The sequence below is a fragment of the Myxococcus sp. AS-1-15 genome, from assembly GCF_020037055.1.
Classification (GTDB): Bacteria; Myxococcota; Myxococcia; order Myxococcales; family Myxococcaceae; genus Myxococcus; species Myxococcus fulvus.
In genome coordinates, this window is the sequence record NZ_JAIQDF010000013.1 from 142,808 (window position 1) to 159,667 (window position 16,860).

The window sequence follows — 16,860 nt, forward strand, 5'->3', positions numbered from 1 at the left end:
CGCCATGAAGCTTGGACGACTGCTTCCCCTGTTGTTGCTGTCCGGCTGCGCGCTGGACGCGGGCGAGGGCTTCGCCGTGCTCGAGCCCACCGTCCACGCGACGTATGTCCCGGCGGTCTCGCGCGATGCGGGCAATGGCTTCCAGCGCCTCGCGTCGGACTACCAGCTGCGACTGGACTCGGCCGCGCTGGGCGTCTCGCATGTCGAGCTGGTGGGTGGCTCGGGCGGTGGTGGGCCGACGACGTTCGACCCCGCCAATCCGCCTCCGGGTTACTCGCTGTGCCACAACGGCCACTGTCACAGCGACAGCGGCGCGCTCGTGGACTACGAGGACATCGAGGCGGAGCTGGGCGGCGGCGCGTCCTCGTCCGTGGTGGCCGCGCTGCACGTGGATGGCACGCTGGACCTGCTGACGTCGGCGGCGACCCCGGTGGAGTGCGAGCCGGACTGCGAGCTGCCTCGCACCGCGCTGTCCCGCGGCGTCTGGGAGGTGACGGCCGTCACGCTGACGGGCGTCGTGCGCGACTCGCGCGCAAGCCCCAGGCTCCAGGAGGTGCCCTTCCGGCTCACGCTCGAGTCCACGGGCGGCGAGGAGGCCGAGCCGCTGTTCACCGTGACGGGGGACGTGGACGTCCCGTCGGACCGGGAGCACAAGCCGCGCGTGAAGCTGGACCTGTCGCTCGCGGTGCCGCCGAGCATCTTCGACACCGTGGACTGGGCCCAGGTGACGCCCGGCGCGGACGGCGTGCTGGACCTGGGCACGGCCGCGAACGAGGCGACCCGCAAGGCGCTGCTCGCGGAGCTGGCGGAGCTGACACCCCAGGCGGAGGTCCGACGTGAAGACCGATGAGCCCGTGCCCTCCGAGGGCACCGCGCACGCCGTGTCGCCGACCTTCACCGTGGGCGAGCCGCTGCTCACCTGCACGGAGCTGGTCATCGGCTACAACGACAAGGCCATGCTGCCGCCCATCAACATGGTCATCCGCCGCGGCCAGTTCATCGCCGTCGTCGGTCGCAACGGCTCCGGCAAGAGCACCTGGTTCAAGACGCTGCTGGGCATGCTCGAACCGGTGTCGGGCACCATCTCCCGGAGCCATCCGACGATGCGCAGCGCGTACGTGCCGCAGACGTCCAGCATCGACTCCATCCTCCCGCTGCGGGCGCGGGAGCTGACGGCGTGGGGGCGGCTGCGCGGGTGGAGCTTCCTGTGGCCCTTCGCGCGCAAGCCGGAGCGCGACGCGGTGGAGGTGGCGCTGGAGACGGCGGGCGCGAAGGCCATCGCCAACAAGCCCTACCGCGAGCTGTCCGAGGGACAGAAGCAGCGCACGCTGCTGGCCCGCCTCATCGCCACCGAGGCGGACCTGGTGCTGCTGGACGAGCCCACCGCCGCGATGGACGCCGTCGCCGAGCGCGAGACGATGCAGCGGCTGTGCTCGCTCGCGCGGGAGCGGGGCCTGGGCGTGGTGGTGGTGTGCCACGACCTGGAGGTCGCCGCCGAGCACGCGGACGTGCTGCTCTTCGTGGACCGGGAGACCTCCGCCTTCGTCGTGGGCGACGCGCGCACCGTGTTCTGCCACCCCGCCTTCCGTCGTCAGTACGGCGACGAGTACTGCCACCGCGCTCCCGAGGGACCCCACCGTGGACCCGATGCTCGCTGAACCCTCCCAGTGGCAGCAGTTCGTCGAGGGGTTCGAGCTGTTCAGAGACCCGCTCCTGTGCGCGCTCCTGGCCGGGGGCGTGCTGGGCTTCCTGAGCGTCTACGTCGTGCTCCGGCGCATGGTGTTCGTCAGCGCCGCGGTGGCCCAGTCCGCCGGCCTGGGCGTGGCGCTCGCGTTCTACGCGGGCATCCACCTGGGCTTCGAGGTGGAACCCGTCATCGGCGCCACCGCGCTCGCCCTGCTCGCGACGATGCTGCTCATGATGGACCCCACGCGGCTGCGCCTGACGCGTGAGAGCCTGCTGGGCATGGCCTATGCCCTGTCCGGCGGCGCGGCCATCCTCGTGGGAGACCGCATCGCCCAGGAGTCTCACGACATCCAGGGCATCCTCTTCGGCACCGCCGTGCTGGTGACGCCCGAGCAGCTGCGCACCGTGGCCGTCGCGGGCATCGCGGTGATGGCGCTCCACCTGTGGTGGTACCGGGGCATCACCTTCGCGAGCTTCGACCGCATCGGCGCGCTGGTGCAGGGGCTGCCGGTGCGACTGCTCGACGGCGTGCTGATGGTGTCCATCGGCGTCATGGTGGGCGTGTGCGCGCGGGCCCTGGGCGCCCTGCCCGTGTTCGCGTTCTCCACGCTGTCCGCCATCGCCGCGCTGATGTTGGACCTGCGGCTGCCGTGGACCTTCGTCGTGGCGACGCTCGCGGGCATCGTCTCCGGCGTGGGTGGCTACATGTTCGCCTACTTCTTCGACTTCCCGGTGGGCGGCTCGCAGACGGTGGTCGCCGCGCTCCTGGTCGGCGTGGCCATGGGTGCACGCGCACTCATCCAGTTCGTTCTGCGCAGAGCCAGTTGAAACCCGTGCGTGCCGGGTGAGGGGTATCCCCCGGCGCGCAGATATGCACCCGCGCGAAGGCCGTTCCCCGTTCATCCCAGCGATGAATGACGCGAGGTTGCACATGGAGCCGCGAAGCGGGTGGTGGTGTCTTGTCTGGCTGCTCTTCGTGGGGTGTGCCCATGCCCCCCGCTCCGAGGAGCCTGACACGCCGAAGTTCGAGCACGTCTTCCAGAAACCCCTGGAGGAGGCGCTGGCCGTGACGCGGGAGCTGCTCGCCAACCGCGGCATGACCTTCGAGCAGACGGAGGACCCGCACCAGTTGCTCACCACGTGGGAGGTCCGTGACTCCATGCGGACGGCGAACAACACCTATACCCGCTACCTGGTGACGGGCATCGCCGTGGGTCCGCGCCAGTCCGTGGTCCGCGTGTTCAAGTCGACGTTCCAGTCGTCCGGGAACGACGCCAGTCGCGGCGACCACTGGTGGAAGATCCTCTGGGAGCGCGCGGAGATGGACATTCAGAGCCCAGCCCAGTTCCAGACGGGTCTCCAGCGTGCCATGCCGCGCAGAGGCGGTCCCATCGAGCTGCGCAACGCGCTCAAGGGGACCCGAGACCTGGACCTGGAGAAGGAGCTGACGCTGCGGCTGGAGTCCGGCCCGTCGCTGGAGGTGGTGAGCGGGAACGTGAAGGAGGACCCGCGTCCACCGGCTCCCGTGCGCGACTCGGACTTCTATCTCACGCGCTGGAAGGAGGACGGCGTGAAGGAGGGCCCCTGCGCAGAGACGATGCGAGGGCTGCATGAGCTCCTGGCTCCGGGGCTCACGCTGCTGGTGGGCGAGCAACTGGGCTCACGCGAGGCGCCCGCGGTGGTGGGCGAGCTGGTGTGTCAGGTGGCCGAGCTGGGGCTGCCCGTCGCGCTGGGCGTGTCCATCCCTCGCAAGGAGCAGGAGCGGCTGGACCGCTACCTCGCGAGCCCCGGCGCGCCGGCGGACCAGGACGCGCTGCTCGAGGGGCGCTTCTGGCATCGGCCCTATCAGGACGGCCGCAGCAGCAGGGCCATCCTGGACCTCATCGACCGCGTGCGCGCGATGCGGCTCGCGGGGCTCGCGGTGTCGCTGGTGGCGTATGACACGGACCTGAAGGGCGGCAGCGAGCGGGACCAGGCGCAGGCGGACCTCTGGAATCGTCGCAGGCAGGCGCTCAAGGACGAGGTGCAGGTGGTCCTCGCGGGCAACACGCACACGCGCACCGTCGCGGGCACGCCGTGGGACAAGGCCTTCACGCCCATGGCCCACCTGCTGAAGGCCTCGCGGCTCGTCGTGCTGGAGATGAGCTACGCGCAGGGCACGCGGTGGGGGTGTGACCTGGACCGCGCCGGGAAGATCCAGTGCGGCTTCGTCGGCGCGACGCCCAGCGGACGCGTGGCGGCACGGCCGGGCCTGTCGCCCCACATCACCCTGTTCGAGGCACCCACGCCCGAGGGCACGCATGGACTGCTCTACGTGGGCGAGCTGTCACCGTCGCTCCCGGCCATCTCGCCCCACAAGGAAGCACCGCCGCCCACGAACATCCGGCCGCCTCGGCCGATGCGCGACGACAAGCCGCCCATGTTCTAGGCGTCAGCGGACCGCGGTGGAGATGGCCTTGAACTCGGGCGTGCCCGCGCGCCCGAGCACGTCGAACAAGGCGGTCTCCACCGTCGCCACCACGGCGCCCGCGTCGCGGCACAGGTCCAGCCCCACCCGGCGGTCCTCCGTCGAGCGCGACAGCAGTGCGTCCGCCAGCAGCACGGGCAGCAGCCCCTTCTGCGCCAGGTCCCTCGCCGTCTGGAAGACGCAGATGTGCGTCTCCATTCCCGCGATGAGCACCTGCTTGCGCTCACCCAGCTGCGCGAGCACGTCCGGCACCGCGGCGCTGAACTCGAGCTTCTCCACGGCCTTGTAGCTCTTCAGGAACATCTTCAGGAGCGAGTGCGTGGGCCCCAGCCCCTGCGGGTATTGCTCCGTGACGATGATGGGCAGTCCCAGCGCGCGGGCCCCCTGGATGGCCGCGTTGGTGCGCGCGAGCATCCGGTCCAGCGCGTCGCGCTCCATGGCCGCGCACAGGCGCTCCTGGACATCGACGATGAGCAGCGCGGTCTGGTCCTGCGTGAGACGGAAGGTGGCCATGCCCCCTCCTCGCGCGAATGGCGCGGGGCCGTCAAGCACGAGGCACGACGGACGCCCGACGCCTCACGCTTCCGCGCGGCCCGCTTCGGGCGGACGACACTCGCGGCACAGCGTCCGGTTGCGACCATGCGCCACGGCCAACAGCACGCCGCCGCCCACGGTGAGTCCCACCTCCCAGGCCTCGTCCATGCCCTCGGGCACCAGGAAGGCCCCGGCGCCGAGCAACCCGAGCCCTCCCACCGCGAGCACCGGCACCCACGCGCGGCGATGCAGCCGCCACCCCGGGAGGAAGGCCGCGAGCGCGCCGAGCAACGCCAACGCCAGCAGCCCGCGGTGAGCTCCCTCCCCGCCCAGCCACCCCGCCAGCGCCGCGGGCAACAGCCCGAGCACCGCGGGGAGCACCAGGCAATGCACGACACACAACGCGGAGAGCAGCTGTCCCACGCCATCCCAGCGCGAGGGCGCGACGGCGCTCCGTTCAAGAGAGCTCAACAGGACACCTTCTCCAGGGGACGGAAGTCGGGAGGAACCGGGGGCGGCACCTCCGCCGTGTGGACCAGTCGCAGGATGCGCCCGCGGCCGGAGATGTACGTGCGCGCGCGCCGCAGCTCCGGCAGGTGCTCGTCCGCGTCACGCCACCGCTCCAGGAAGCGCTCGAAGTCCTGCACCGCGAGCACCCGCTCCCCCATCGCCACGTGCGTCTCCGCCAGGAGCAGCCGGTAGTGGCCACACGCGGGGCGCTCCTCCACCAGCGCGCGCGCCAGCTCCAGCGCCTTCTGCTCGCGCTCGCCGCGCAGCCGCGCCCGCGCCAGCGTCTCCCGCGCGGGGCGGGAGAAGGCCGAGGGCCCCGCGGTCCGCAGCCGCCGCTCCATGCGCCACGCGCGCACCAGCGTGGCCTCGGCGCGGCCACCATCACCCCGGCGTGACTCCAGCGCGCCGCGCAGCTCCTGCTCGGCCACCTCCACGACGCGGGCGACATCGCGCGGACACAGCTGCCGTCCCTCGGCGCGGCGCAGCTCGGACAGGGGCGCGTGCAGCAGCGCGAGCGCATCACACGCGCGCTCCACCTCCGAGAGTCGGCCGGCATCCATCGCGTTGATGCCGCGCGTGTACAGGCGCAGGCCATCGCGCAGGCCCCGCTCGGCCGCGGAGAGCTCGCCCGAAAGCTCCAGGGGCACGTCCGCCGCCGCACGGCAGAAGCCGAAGCGCAGGTGCGTGGACACCAGCGTGGACGCCGCGAACAGGAGCGCCTGGGGCTCGGCGCCCGCGGACTCCACGCGCTGACGCAGCCGCCGCGCCCACGTCTGCGCGTCGCTGTACTGCCCCGCCTCCGCGCAGCCCTGGCTGAGCAGTCGCATGGCCAGCTCCGCGCACGGCGCGAAGGACGCGGGCAGCGACTCCGCCGCCAGGTACGCGTCATCCGTCTCCACGACGGCCTCCAGCACCCGATAGGCCGCGTCCGTCTCCCCCAGCCGGCTCAGCAACCGCCCCGACGCCAGCAGCGCGGGGCTCGCTCCAGGCGCGAGCCGGGGCAGTCGCAGCGCGCTCTCGTGCGCCGCTTCGGGGCGGGAGCTCGGCAGCGTCGCGCACACCCAGGCGAAGTGGACGCCCACGTGGTCCGGACTCGTGCGCATCAAGTCCCGCAACATCGCCTGCGCGTAGGGCTGGCCCTGTCCGGGGCGGCCGTCCGGCTCGTAGCCGTCCACGAGGAAGCCCGCGAGCAGCAGCTTCGCCTCGACGTCCTCGGGATAGCGGTCGATGAGGCTCTCCATCTCGCGGATGAAGGCATGGCGACCGTTGGCGGGCCCCTTGTCCGACAGCAGGCTGGCCGCGACGATGTAGCGCTGCTCCAGGTCCGGCAGGCCCTCGCTCAGCGCGAGCGCGCGGGCCATGGCCTCGGCGCGAGCGGCCGCGAAGCGCGCTCCCGGCCCGCGCGTCAGGGCCAGGCCCCACCACGCCATGGCCAGCTCCGGGTCGTGCCTCGCCGCCTCCGCGAAGGCTCGGCGGGCCTCCGAGCCCCAGCCCAGGTGCAGGAGGCTCAAGCCCTGGTCGAACCAGGCCTGCGCCAGCGGCACACGCGTGCTCACCTTCAGGTGCGAGGCGCCCAGTCCCTCGCGCAGCCGGGGACGCGGAAGCGCCTCGTCCGCGACGTCCTCCCAGGCGGCCTGGACGTAGACGGATGGCTCATCGTTGCGCAGCAGTCGCGACAGCATGATGTCCTCCCAGTGCCCCGGCATCCGAGGCGCCACAGGCTTCGAATTCACAACCCAGTGAGCGAATGCGCGCGCCGAGCCGCCACCACGCGGCGGCCAGCGCTTCCGGTGGAACCGGAGACGCCTTGCGCCGCGACGCGACGCACGCACGCCTCCAGTCCAGTCCCACTTCCCGCAGCACCCAGTCCTCGTGCCCGGCCAACCACTCGGCGAGCTCCACCAGACACTGGTGGACCTCCCGCCGCTCTCCGACGGTGGCCGGAGCCCGCGAGGGGCCCAGCTCACTCGCCTGGAAGGCCGGACGCGCGGGCGCGTGCTCGAGCCAGCGAGGGGTGAAGCCGTCCCGTGGGACGAAGACGGCCTGACCGCACTCGCACAGCGCACCGAAGCCCCAGAGCGACAGCCTTCCGCCGTGCGCCAGCGCGATGGAGTAGGCGCTCTGCCCCTCCACGCCCTCGGGCCGCGCGTGACGCGTGAGCCCTCGACGCAAGAGGAGGTTCCCCTCAGGGCAGCGCACATCCTGTCCGAGACACCACATGGTGACGTCGAACAGGCGGTCCGCGTCCCGGAGGACGTCGCGGGGAAGCAGCTGAAGGGCCTCGGTTCCAGACATGGGGTCTCCGGGGCTCAGCTCGCGGACTTCTTCGCGGGGGCGCCGGAGCGGATGGCCGTGTCACCGAACAGGGCCTTGGAGTCCACCGCCGCGCCGCCCTTCTTCGACAGCACCGCGTTGATGGCCCGCACCAGCTTGCCGCGCACCTTGCGGGGCAACGGCTTGTCCTCGAGCGCCGCCTGGAGCTGCTGCGAGCTCACACCCCGGCCGCTCTTCGGCTTGGCGAGCGACAGCTCCGTGTAGCTCTTGCCCTGCGTCTCCTTGTCCCGCCGCTTCGAGGTCCGCTTGCGCGCGAGCGCGCGGCCATCACTCCCCTGCGCCTCCAGCTGACGGGACAGTCGCAGCAACGCGTCGGAGGCAATCTGCTTCTCGGTCAGGAACTGCTGAAAGGTACCCATGGTCTTCTCTCCAGGAGGGGCCGGCCGGAAGGCCGACCCCGGATTCGGTTGAGGCAGGACACGAGGCCCCTCGCGAGGCCCCGGACACGCGGCCGGCTAGTGCTCGTGGCCCTCGTGCGACGCCTCCTCGATGACGAGGTTCACGGACGCGGAGGTGGTGGGGCCGAAGGTGAAGGTGAACGTGCCGACGGACAGCGGGACGACGTGGCGACCCTTGATGTCGGTGCAGGACTCGGAGCTCTTGGCGCTCTCCTCGATCTCCACCGCCGCGCCGCTGGCGTCGGTGATGACCACCGGCACGTCCGCGCTCAGGTAGAGGACGTAGTCGGTGGCCTCCGCCGCGGCGAACGACACCGAGCCCCGACGGCCGCCCGCGCCATCCACCAGCGAGATGTCGTAGCGGCGGTGGTCGTTCGACACGGAGGGCGGCGTGCCCGTCAGCGTGGCGTTGACGGCCGTGGACGGGCCCTCGGCCAGGTGCTCGCACCCCTCGACATCGACGTCCTCTTCGTGCGGCTCGTCGTCACCGCAGGCGGTGGTCAGGAGCGCGGTGGACATCAGGAGGGCGGCCAGAAGCTTCTTGTTCATGTGTGTAGCTCCACGTGGATGGACTGCGGATACCCAGCCACCAACGCCGCCACGGACCCCACCCGCGAGGGCAGAGCCAAGACAGACATGGGCGACAGGGTGGGAATCGCGCGAACCGTGCGCGACACGGGGGGCGAGAGCGTGCACGCAGGGGAAACGAGTCATCCGGCGGCGCGTCGCGCGACGTCTGACGCGGGGCTCCGAATTCCGGAGCCGGACGTCAGGTGTCGACCACGGACCGCGGCCTTCTCACGGCATGGCTGTGCCGGGAGCGAGGGACGCGTACCCTGGGTGCTGACTCAGGCGCGAGGCGGAGAGGCCTTGGGGGCCAGGTGCAGACGGGCCACGGGCTCCGCGTGGAAGCGGAACACGGCCAGCGCCGGCGAGGAACGGGTGGGCACCCGGGTGACGACCGGGGTGACCTCTGTCGGAGGAGGACCCTCGCGACGGATCAACGTGTGGACGCAGTGGGCCTCGGAGCCGTGGCCCGCAGGAGCGTCGTCACGAGAAGTCAGCCGGACGTCGTCGAAGGACTCCTCGGCGACGGGGGCGGTGTGCGAGCCCCCCTCCTCCACGTGGACCACCTCACCGTGCTCCAGACACGTGGCGTGCTGGACCATGGCGAAGTGGAGCACCGTCCCCATGTACGCCAGCGCACACACAGCCGCGAGCGGCAGCGCCAGGAGGCGCGACCGGACGAGACGCGAGGGCAGCGAGTGGAGGGAGCGGCTCACGGTGATAGGGATTCCAGCGTTGAACGCAACGCGGTTGTAAGCCAGACGGAGCGCGCGTGCAAGTCACACGAGCGAGTCCGTGGCGCGCGCGGGCCCCGCTGCTTGTTGGCGCGCGCGCCGTGAGGGGCCGTGCAGGCGGCGCGCCGATGGACCGGTGAGCCTGTCCGCGCATAGGTTCGCCGCCCCGGGCAGGCCCCGGCATCTCGAGAAGGACAGAAACACCCGTGCAAGAGCTCATCGACGTGCTGCGACATCAGGCGCGCCACTTCGCGCCCGAACTCGCGCAGCTCGCGTACAAGCGCGGACTGGCCGTCACCCAGTCGGACGGCACCACGCGCCCCATCCCCATCACCGCGACGCCCGTCATCCTCGACGCCGCGGAGATCCGCCGCCGCGCGGAGCTGTCCGCGCACCTGGCCTCCGCCACGGTGAAGATGGCGCGCGCGTGGCTCGCCGCGCCCGACGCCGAGCTCCTGCTGGCCTCGCTCTCCCCGCTCGAGCGCGCGCTCGCGGAGCGCACCTGGCCCCAGGCGGTGCGGCTGGCCACCACGCGCGTGGACTACTTCGTCTCCGGCGGAAAGCCGTGGGCGCTGGAGGTCAACGCGACCATTCCAGCCATGCAGGGCTACTCGGACATCGCGGCCCGCACGTTCATCGAGGTGGTGGCGCGCCACTTCCGCTATCCGGAGAAGGCGCTGTCCTCGCTGCTCACGCTCAACGGCAGCAACGCGCTGGCGCTCTATCGCTCGCTGTTGGACGGGTACGCCGCCGAGCGCCCCGGCCGGTTCCCGGACACGGTGGCGCTGTTGTGCCGCCGCAACGACGCGCAGATTTCGGAGCTGCGGTGGCTGTGCGAGCGCTTCCGGGAGTTCGGCGCCGACGCGGACATCGTTCACCCGGATGAGGTGTCCGGCGATGCGGCGTTCGAGGTGCGCGGCAAGAAGTACGACCTGGTCTACCGCCACCTCTTCGTGCGCCGGCTGGAGCAGCAGCCCTCGCCCTGGGTCGAGGACTTCCTCGCCACGGTGCCCGGCAAGAAGGCCGTGTTCCTCAATCCGCCCGCGTCGCAGGTCGAGGTGAAGTCCACCTTCGCGCGCCTGTCGCAGGCGCTGGCGGAGCCCGAGCTCGCCGAGGCCGCGGGGCTCACCCCCACGGAGCTGGAGGCCATCCGCGCCTCCGTTCCCTGGACGCGGCTGTTCCGCGCGGGCCCGACGACGGGGCCGGATGGGACGAAGCTGGACGACGTGGTGGCGGAGGTGGCGCGCACCCCTGCCCGCTTCGTGCTCAAGCGGGCGTGGGACTACGGCGGCAAGGCCGTGTTCCTCGGCCGCTCGGCGGGCACGGTGCCGTACACCGAGCGCGTGACGGCGGCGTATGGCGAGCCCCTGGGCTGGCCGGAATTGTGCGCGCGCGCGGCGAGCGACCCGACGGGCGGCGGCTTCGTGGTGCAGGAGATCGTCGACTCTCCTCCCGAGGACCACCTGCTGGTGGAGCCGCATGGGACGGTGCTGCCCACGTCGTTCTTCGTGGACTACTCGGCCTACGCGTCCGTGGGGCTGGCGAAGCAGCCCGCATGGGGCGGCGTTTGCCGGGGCTCCATGGCGGAAATCGTGAATATCGTGGGTGGCGGCGGCGTGCTGCCCCTCATCACCACCGAGGTCGCCTCGAAGCTTTTGCTCGCGTGGAAGGCGATTTAAGGAAGGGCCTCAGCCAGGGTCCGCGCACGCCCGGGTCGAAGACGCTATAAGCAGTGGCGCCGCCGGGGCGGGTCCCCGGCGCGAAAGGATACGATTCAAATGGCCTGGGAAACTTCCGGATGGCAGACGGCCGAGAGCGACTCGGTCAACTCCGTCCTGGTGCAGGAGTCGAAGCGCGCGTTCATGACGCGCGTGCATGGTTGGATGTTCGCGGGGCTGCTGCTCACGGGCGTGATGGCCATGGTGACGCTGAGCAACGAGGCGCTCCTGCGCACGGTGCTCGAGTGGCGGTTCGGGTTCATGATCGCGCAGCTGGGCGCGGTGTTCGCGCTGTCGTTCCTGGCGCCCCGCCTGTCGGGCCCGGCGGCCGCGGCCCTGTTCCTGGGCTACTCCGCGCTCACGGGGATGACGTTCTCCATCCTCTTCCTCGTCTACACGGCGGGCAGCATCGCGCAGGCGTTCTTCCTGACGGCGGGCGTCTACGGCGCCATGGCGTTGTACGGCACGGTGACCAAGAAGGACCTGAGCGCCTGGGGCACGTTCCTCTTCATGGGCCTCATCGGCGTGGTGCTCGCGGGCCTGGTCAACCTCTTCATGCGCAGTGACATGATGTCGTTCGTCATCGCGTGCGCGTCGGTCCTCGTGTTCGCGGGTCTGACGGCGTACGACACGCAGAAGCTGCGGGAGATGCACGCCAACACCGGCTACAGCAGCGCGGCCACGGTGAGCATCGTCGGCGCGCTGACCTTGTACCTGGACTTCATCAACCTGTTCCTCGCCATCCTCCGTTTGCTCGGCCGCCGTCGGTAGTCAGGCAGGCGACAACCCTCCGTTCGCGACGAGCGGCGGCACGGCCCATGTGGGCACGTGTCGCCGCTTTTTTATTGGGGCGTGTTTGACCCGATTGCCGGCCCTCCCTGCTCCATCCGTGGGCACAGGAGGAAACCCCATGCAGAGGTCTCTCGCATCATCCCTCGTCGTGCTGTCCCTGTTGTCCTCGAGCCTGGCGTCCGCGCACGGCTCCATGGAGGTGCCGCTCAGCCGCGTCTACAGCTGCTTCAAGGAAGGACCGGAGACGCCCAAGTCCGCGGCGTGCAAGGCCGCCATCCAGAGTGGTGGCACCCAGGCGCTCTATGACTGGAACGGTGTCCGGCAAGGCAACGCCAACGGCCGCCACCGCGAGCTCATCGCGGACGGCAAGCTGTGCAGCGCGGCCAACGAGAGCCACCGGGGCCTGGACCTGGCGCGCACGGACTGGCCCGCGACGCTCATCTCTCCGGACGCGAACAACCGCTTCGACTTCGTCTTCCACGCGACGGCGGTGCACGCGACGGCGTACTTCCACCTCTACGTCACGAAGGAGGGCTACAACCCCGCGCTGCCGCTGAAGTGGTCGGACCTGGAGGCCTCGCCCTTCTGCACGCTGACGGCGCCGTCCGCCCCGCAGAACAACCGCTACCGCTTCACCTGTCCGTTCCCCCAGGGTCGCACCGGCCAGCACGTCATCTACGCCATCTGGCAGCGCTCCGACAGCCCGGAGGCCTTCTACGCGTGCACCGACGTGAAGTTCAGCAACACGCCCCCGCCACCCACCACGTGGAAGGAGCTGGGCGCGGTGCTGGCGCGCGAGGACCTGGCCGCGCAGAGCAAGGTGACGCTGCGCCTGTTCGACAGCGGCGGTCGTGACGCGGAGACGCACCCGCTGACGCTCTCCGCCGCGACGCCCGCGGCCACGTGGATCTACCAGCTGGCCCAGCAGGTGAACGCCACCTCCAGCCGGGTGCAGGTGGGTGAGCTCCAGACGAACGGCACCGTGCGGCCTGCCAACAGCGCCACCGCGAACCGCGTCTACTCGCGCGAGGCGAGCGACTCGTTCCAGCTCGACATCGAGAAGCCCACGGGCGGCGGCGGGGACCCGGCGCAGTACAAGTATCCCAATGGCATCGACAGCTACGTGGCGGGGACGCTGGTCGAGGGGACCAACGGCAGCATCTACCGGTGCAAGCCCTTCCCCTACTCCGGCTGGTGCAAGGGCTCCGCGCCGTACTACGCGCCCGGCACGGGCAGCCACTGGAGTGACGCGTGGGAGTTCGTGCGCTGAAGGAGCGCTCGAGGTCGGTCCCGACGCGATGACGCAGTGGATGGGCGGGGGGTTGCCGGGGGCCAGGTGCCTTGCGTCAGCTCCCCGCTTTCTCCTTGCGGGAGAACGGCATCAGCAGCCGCTCCACGGGGCGGCCGTTCATCAGGTGCTCCTCGACGATCTCTCGCACGTCCTCCACCTTCACGCCCGCGTACCAGGAGCCCTCCGGGTAGATGACGACGGACACGCCGAAGGCGCAGGTGTCCAGGCACCCCGCGGCGTTGGCGCGCATGCGGCCCTTCACCCCGCGCTTGTCGAGCTCCTCCTTGAACGCGGCGCGCACCTCCTCCGCGCCCTTGGTGGCGCAACACCCCTTGGGGTGTCCGTCCGGTCGACGGTTGGTGCAGACGAAAACGTGGCGCTGGAAGGGAGGAGGCATGCTGGCCTCCTAACGCGCCGGATGTCCGAAATCGACCCCCTCCTGGCCACCCGGCGACGGGACTGTCGAGCGGCGGGCGCGCGGATCATCGCCCCCACTTGTGGCATCGCGGATCCCATGCACAGACTTTCAGCAAACGTCCCCCAGTGATCACGCCCGTTTGCGTCGGAGTGACGATACATGTCTCGCACGCTGTTATCCGTCAAGGTAGAGCCTGGCTTGCGGTGCCGGCGCCAAGGGTCTAGATCCGCCCTTGCACGCCCTCCGAGCTACAGGTTGCTACGTCCTCTGCCCGCACGGACGGCAGCGGGATAGAGCCCATTTAGTTGTGTGTGCGACAAGGCACAGCACTACCAATAGGGTCTGAGCTGTTCCTTGATCAGCCGAGGCGAAGCGCGTATTGATCCCGGCCGCCCGGTCCTCGGCCGGGCAATCTCCACAACGGAAGTCCGGGGCCAGCAGCCCCCCACGCACCGCTCGCGAGCCTGATCCAGTGCCGCTCACGCCTGTCCGCGTGACGTCCCTGGAACCTCCGGAATCTCGCGCGTTTAGCGTTGCGCAAAATTTTGCATTCCAACTCAGAGTGAACCCGGAGGGTGGCGACATGGAGAAGGAACTGAGTTCGAAGGCCCTGATCAACGGCAAGGAGCGCCGTGCGGCACGCAGCAAGCCGAAGGGGGTTTCGACGGGGCTGGGCCTGGAGCGCTACTTCACGACGCCGGGCGTGGACCCCGCGGACGAGCTGGCGTGGGAGTACCGCAGCGCGAGCATCACCGGTGAGGACGGCAAGGCCGTCTTCGAGCAGAAGAACATCGAGGTCCCCCGCTCCTGGTCGATGCTGGCCACCAACGTCGTGGCCTCGAAGTATTTCCGCGGCACGCCGGGCACGCCCGAGCGCGAGACGAGCGTGCGCAAGCTGGTGGCGCGCGTGGTGGACACCCTCACCCGCTGGGGCGTGGAGGGCGGCTACTTCGCCACGGACGTGGACAAGGAGACCTTCCACGCCGAGCTGACGCACCTGCTCCTGCGCCAGAAGGCCTCGTTCAACTCCCCCGTCTGGTTCAACGTCGGCGTGGAGGCGCAGCCCCAGTGCTCGGCGTGCTTCATCAACAGCGTGGATGACTCCATGGAGTCCATCCTCACGCTGGCCCGTACGGAGGGCATGCTCTTCAAGTACGGCAGCGGCACCGGCAGCAACCTCTCCACCATCCGGGGCAGCAAGGAGCTGCTCGCGGGCGGAGGCACCGCGTCCGGCCCGGTGTCGTTCATGCGCGGCTTCGACGCCTTCGCCGGCGTCATCAAGAGCGGCGGCAAGACGCGCCGCGCGGCGAAGATGGTCATCCTCAACGCGGACCACCCGGACGTGCTCGAGTTCATCCGCTGCAAGTCCGCCGAGGAGAAGAAGGCCTGGGCCCTCATCGAGGCCGGGTATGACCCGTCCTTCAACGGTGAGGCCTATGCCTCGGTGTTCTTCCAGAACTCCAACAACTCCGTGCGCGTCACCGACGACTTCATGAAGGCCGTCGTCTCGGATGGCCCCTGGCAGACGCGCGCCGTGCGCGACGGCTCTCCCCTGGACACCTACCGGGCGCGCGACGTGTTCCGCGAGATCGCCGAGGCCGCGCACCTGTGCGGTGACCCGGGCATGCAGTTCGACACCACCGTCAACGGCTGGCACACGTGCTCGACCACCGCGCGCATCAACGCGTCGAATCCGTGCTCCGAGTACATGTTCCTGGACGATTCAGCGTGCAACCTGGCGTCGCTGAACCTGATGCACTTCCGCGACATCGCGGGTGACTTCGACGTGGCCGCCTTCAAGCACGCCGTCGACGTCATGCTCATGGCGCAGGAGATCATCGTCGGCTTCTCGCGCTACCCCACCGAGCGCATCGCCAAGAACAGCCACGACTACCGGCCGCTGGGGCTGGGCTTCGCGAACCTGGGCGCGCTGCTGATGGCGTCGGGCCTGCCGTATGACTCGGACGCGGGCCGCAACTACGCGGCCGCCATCACCTCGCTGATGTGCGGTGAGGCCTACGCGATGAGCGCGCGACTGGCCGAGAAGCAGGGCCCCTTCGCCGGCTACGCGAAGAACGCCGAGCCCATGCTCGGTGTCATCCGCAAGCACCGCAAGGCCGCCTACAGCGTCCCCCAGGCGGGCGTCACGGCCGACCTGCACGCCGCGCAGAAGGCCGCGTGGGACTCGGCGCTCGCCCTCGGTGAGGTCCATGGATTCCGCAACAGCCAGGTCACCGTGCTCGCCCCCACCGGCACCATCGGCTTCATGATGGACTGCGACACCACCGGCATCGAGCCCGACATCGCGCTCATCAAGTACAAGAAGCTGGTCGGCGGCGGGATGCTGAAGATCGTCAACCAGACGGTGCCGCAGGCGCTCGAGAAGCTGGGCTACCCCCAGACGCAGGCCCAGGACATCGTCGCCGCCCTGGACAAGGCCGACACCATCGAGGGCGCTCCCCACCTCAAGCCCGAGCACCTGTCCGTCTTCGACTGCGCCTTCAAGCCCGCCAACGGCTCTCGCAGCATCCACTGGATGGGCCACATCCAGATGATGGAGGCCTGCCAGCCCTTCCTCTCCGGCGCCATCTCCAAGACCGTCAACATGCCCTCGGACTCCACCGTGGAGGACATCGAGAAGGCGTACATGGAGTCGTGGAAGCGCGGCCTGAAGGCCGTCGCCGTCTACCGCGATGGTTGCAAGCGCACCCAGCCGCTCAACACGTCGAAGGCCGGCGTGAAGGACACGCGCAAGGCCGAGGCGGCCCCCGTGGTGGAGCCGGCCGTGAAGCCGGAGCCTCGCGCGGTGCGCCGTCGCCTGCCGGACGAGCGCCGCTCCATCACCCACAAGTTCTCGATTGGCGGCCACGAGGGGTACCTCACGGTCGGCATGTACGAGGATGGCTCGCCGGGCGAGCTGTTCATCGTCATGGCGAAGGAGGGCTCGGTGGTCAGCGGGTTGATGGACAGCTTCGCCACCAGCATCTCCCTGGCGCTCCAGTACGGCGTCCCGCTGAAGGTCATGGTGGACAAGCTGAGCCACACCCGCTTCGAGCCGAGCGGCTTCACGGGCAACCCCGCCATCCCCATCGCCAAGTCCATCACCGACTACATCTTCCGGTGGCTCGAGCTGAAGTTCCTGCCGAGCGAGGACCTGGTGGAGGACGCGGTCCTGTCTCCCGCGGAGGGCGCGTCCAAGCAGCCCGCCCTGCCCGCCCAGGCGGCCTCGTTGTCGCTCCCGTCGACGAACACGCGCGCGACGTGGCTCAACCAGGCGGATGCCCCGCCCTGCCACACCTGCGGCGCCATCATGGTCCGCAGTGGCGCTTGCTATAAGTGCGGCAACTGCGGCGCGACCAGCGGCTGCAGCTGAACCTCACGCGATGAGCTGAAGCACTCGAGGGCTCCGGA

Annotated in this window: 16 protein-coding genes; 8 read left to right on the forward strand and 8 right to left on the reverse strand. The window is 70.2% G+C overall.

From position 1 onward, the window contains the following. Nucleotides 1–4 precede the first annotated feature (4 nt). The 4 genes from K8625_RS30545 to K8625_RS30560 all read left to right on the forward strand — a co-directional run bounded on the left by K8625_RS30545 (nt 5) and on the right by K8625_RS30560 (nt 4,114). A complete protein-coding gene (locus K8625_RS30545) occupies nt 5–850 on the forward strand; it encodes a hypothetical protein (protein ID WP_223750077.1) in 846 nt (281 codons plus the stop codon). Further along, nucleotides 837–1,658: a metal ABC transporter ATP-binding protein gene (locus K8625_RS30550; RefSeq protein ID WP_223750078.1), complete on the forward strand. Its 822-nt coding sequence runs from the start codon at nt 837–839 to the stop codon at nt 1,656–1,658. The genes K8625_RS30545 and K8625_RS30550 overlap by 14 nt, the downstream gene beginning before the upstream one ends. Then, entirely contained in the window at nt 1,639–2,514 is an 876-nt protein-coding gene (locus tag K8625_RS30555; RefSeq protein WP_223750079.1) for a metal ABC transporter permease, read from the forward strand. The genes K8625_RS30550 and K8625_RS30555 overlap by 20 nt, the downstream gene beginning before the upstream one ends. 103 nt (nt 2,515–2,617) lie before the next feature. Further along, nucleotides 2,618–4,114, forward strand: coding sequence for a hypothetical protein (locus K8625_RS30560; protein WP_223784690.1), 1,497 nt, complete (start codon nt 2,618–2,620; stop codon nt 4,112–4,114). 3 nt (nt 4,115–4,117) lie between these two features. On the opposite strand, the gene K8625_RS30565 is transcribed toward K8625_RS30560, so the two are convergent. The 7 genes from K8625_RS30565 to K8625_RS30595 form a co-directional block, all read right to left on the reverse strand. Continuing rightward, the gene (locus tag K8625_RS30565; RefSeq protein ID WP_141322786.1) at nt 4,118–4,666 is read right to left on the reverse strand and encodes an isochorismatase family protein; all 549 of its coding nucleotides are present in this window, start codon (nt 4,664–4,666) and stop codon (nt 4,118–4,120) included. A 63-nt stretch (nt 4,667–4,729) separates the two neighbouring features. Then, on the reverse strand, nt 4,730–5,158 hold the full coding sequence (locus tag K8625_RS30570; RefSeq protein WP_223750081.1) for a MerC domain-containing protein: 429 nt from the start codon (nt 5,156–5,158) through the stop codon (nt 4,730–4,732). Beyond that, the gene (locus K8625_RS30575; RefSeq protein WP_223750082.1) at nt 5,155–6,879 is read right to left on the reverse strand and encodes a hypothetical protein; all 1,725 of its coding nucleotides are present in this window, start codon (nt 6,877–6,879) and stop codon (nt 5,155–5,157) included. Before K8625_RS30575 ends, K8625_RS30570 begins: the two co-directional genes overlap by 4 nt. Then, nucleotides 6,851–7,492 (reverse strand): hypothetical protein, encoded by a 642-nt coding sequence (locus K8625_RS30580; RefSeq protein WP_223750083.1) that lies wholly within the window; start codon nt 7,490–7,492, stop codon nt 6,851–6,853. Before K8625_RS30580 ends, K8625_RS30575 begins: the two co-directional genes overlap by 29 nt. Before the next feature lie 14 nt (nt 7,493–7,506). Continuing rightward, entirely contained in the window at nt 7,507–7,890 is a 384-nt protein-coding gene (locus K8625_RS30585; protein WP_223750084.1) for a hypothetical protein, read from the reverse strand. A gap of 96 nt (nt 7,891–7,986) precedes the next feature. Then, nucleotides 7,987–8,478: a hypothetical protein gene (locus tag K8625_RS30590; RefSeq protein WP_223750085.1), complete on the reverse strand. Its 492-nt coding sequence runs from the start codon at nt 8,476–8,478 to the stop codon at nt 7,987–7,989. 299 nt (nt 8,479–8,777) lie between these two features. Continuing rightward, nucleotides 8,778–9,212, reverse strand: coding sequence for a hypothetical protein (locus tag K8625_RS30595; protein ID WP_223750086.1), 435 nt, complete (start codon nt 9,210–9,212; stop codon nt 8,778–8,780). Between the two features lie 224 nt (nt 9,213–9,436). On the opposite strand from K8625_RS30595, the gene K8625_RS30600 reads away from it, so the two are divergent. The 3 genes from K8625_RS30600 (at nt 9,437) to K8625_RS30610 (ending at nt 13,010) form a co-directional block, all read left to right on the forward strand. Continuing rightward, a complete protein-coding gene (locus K8625_RS30600) occupies nt 9,437–10,909 on the forward strand; it encodes a hypothetical protein (protein ID WP_223750087.1) in 1,473 nt (490 codons plus the stop codon). A 99-nt stretch (nt 10,910–11,008) separates the two neighbouring features. After that, entirely contained in the window at nt 11,009–11,719 is a 711-nt protein-coding gene (locus tag K8625_RS30605; RefSeq protein ID WP_046713189.1) for a Bax inhibitor-1/YccA family protein, read from the forward strand. A 139-nt stretch (nt 11,720–11,858) separates the two neighbouring features. Next, on the forward strand, nt 11,859–13,010 hold the full coding sequence (locus K8625_RS30610) for a lytic polysaccharide monooxygenase (RefSeq protein ID WP_223784691.1): 1,152 nt from the start codon (nt 11,859–11,861) through the stop codon (nt 13,008–13,010). Nucleotides 13,011–13,086: 76 nt separating this feature from the next. On the opposite strand, the gene K8625_RS30615 is transcribed toward K8625_RS30610, so the two are convergent. After that, nucleotides 13,087–13,428, reverse strand: a complete 342-nt coding sequence (locus K8625_RS30615; protein WP_223750089.1) for a ferredoxin — start codon at nt 13,426–13,428, stop codon at nt 13,087–13,089. A 604-nt stretch (nt 13,429–14,032) separates the two neighbouring features. Between K8625_RS30615 and K8625_RS30620 the strand changes: the two genes are divergently transcribed. Further along, complete coding sequence (locus tag K8625_RS30620; RefSeq protein ID WP_223784692.1) at nt 14,033–16,822, forward strand: vitamin B12-dependent ribonucleotide reductase; 2,790 nt, start codon at nt 14,033–14,035, stop codon at nt 16,820–16,822. Nucleotides 16,823–16,860: the final 38 nt, after the last annotated feature.

Bases quoted from the DNA above. Each gene is read 5' to 3' on its own strand.
- K8625_RS30545 (WP_223750077.1), top strand. From the start codon at position 5: ATGAAGCTTGGACGACTGCTTCCCCTGTTGTTGCTGTCCGGCTGCGCG.
- K8625_RS30560 (WP_223784690.1), top strand. From the start codon at position 2,618: ATGGAGCCGCGAAGCGGGTGGTGGTGTCTTGTCTGGCTGCTCTTCGTG.
- K8625_RS30565 (WP_141322786.1), bottom strand. From the start codon at position 4,666: ATGGCCACCTTCCGTCTCACGCAGGACCAGACCGCGCTGCTCATCGTC.
- K8625_RS30575 (WP_223750082.1), bottom strand. From the start codon at position 6,879: ATGCTGTCGCGACTGCTGCGCAACGATGAGCCATCCGTCTACGTCCAG.
- K8625_RS30580 (WP_223750083.1), bottom strand. From the start codon at position 7,492: ATGTCTGGAACCGAGGCCCTTCAGCTGCTTCCCCGCGACGTCCTCCGG.
- K8625_RS30585 (WP_223750084.1), bottom strand. From the start codon at position 7,890: ATGGGTACCTTTCAGCAGTTCCTGACCGAGAAGCAGATTGCCTCCGAC.
- K8625_RS30590 (WP_223750085.1), bottom strand. From the start codon at position 8,478: ATGAACAAGAAGCTTCTGGCCGCCCTCCTGATGTCCACCGCGCTCCTG.
- K8625_RS30605 (WP_046713189.1), top strand. From the start codon at position 11,009: ATGGCCTGGGAAACTTCCGGATGGCAGACGGCCGAGAGCGACTCGGTC.
- K8625_RS30610 (WP_223784691.1), top strand. From the start codon at position 11,859: ATGCAGAGGTCTCTCGCATCATCCCTCGTCGTGCTGTCCCTGTTGTCC.
- K8625_RS30615 (WP_223750089.1), bottom strand. From the start codon at position 13,428: ATGCCTCCTCCCTTCCAGCGCCACGTTTTCGTCTGCACCAACCGTCGA.
- K8625_RS30620 (WP_223784692.1), top strand. From the start codon at position 14,033: ATGGAGAAGGAACTGAGTTCGAAGGCCCTGATCAACGGCAAGGAGCGC.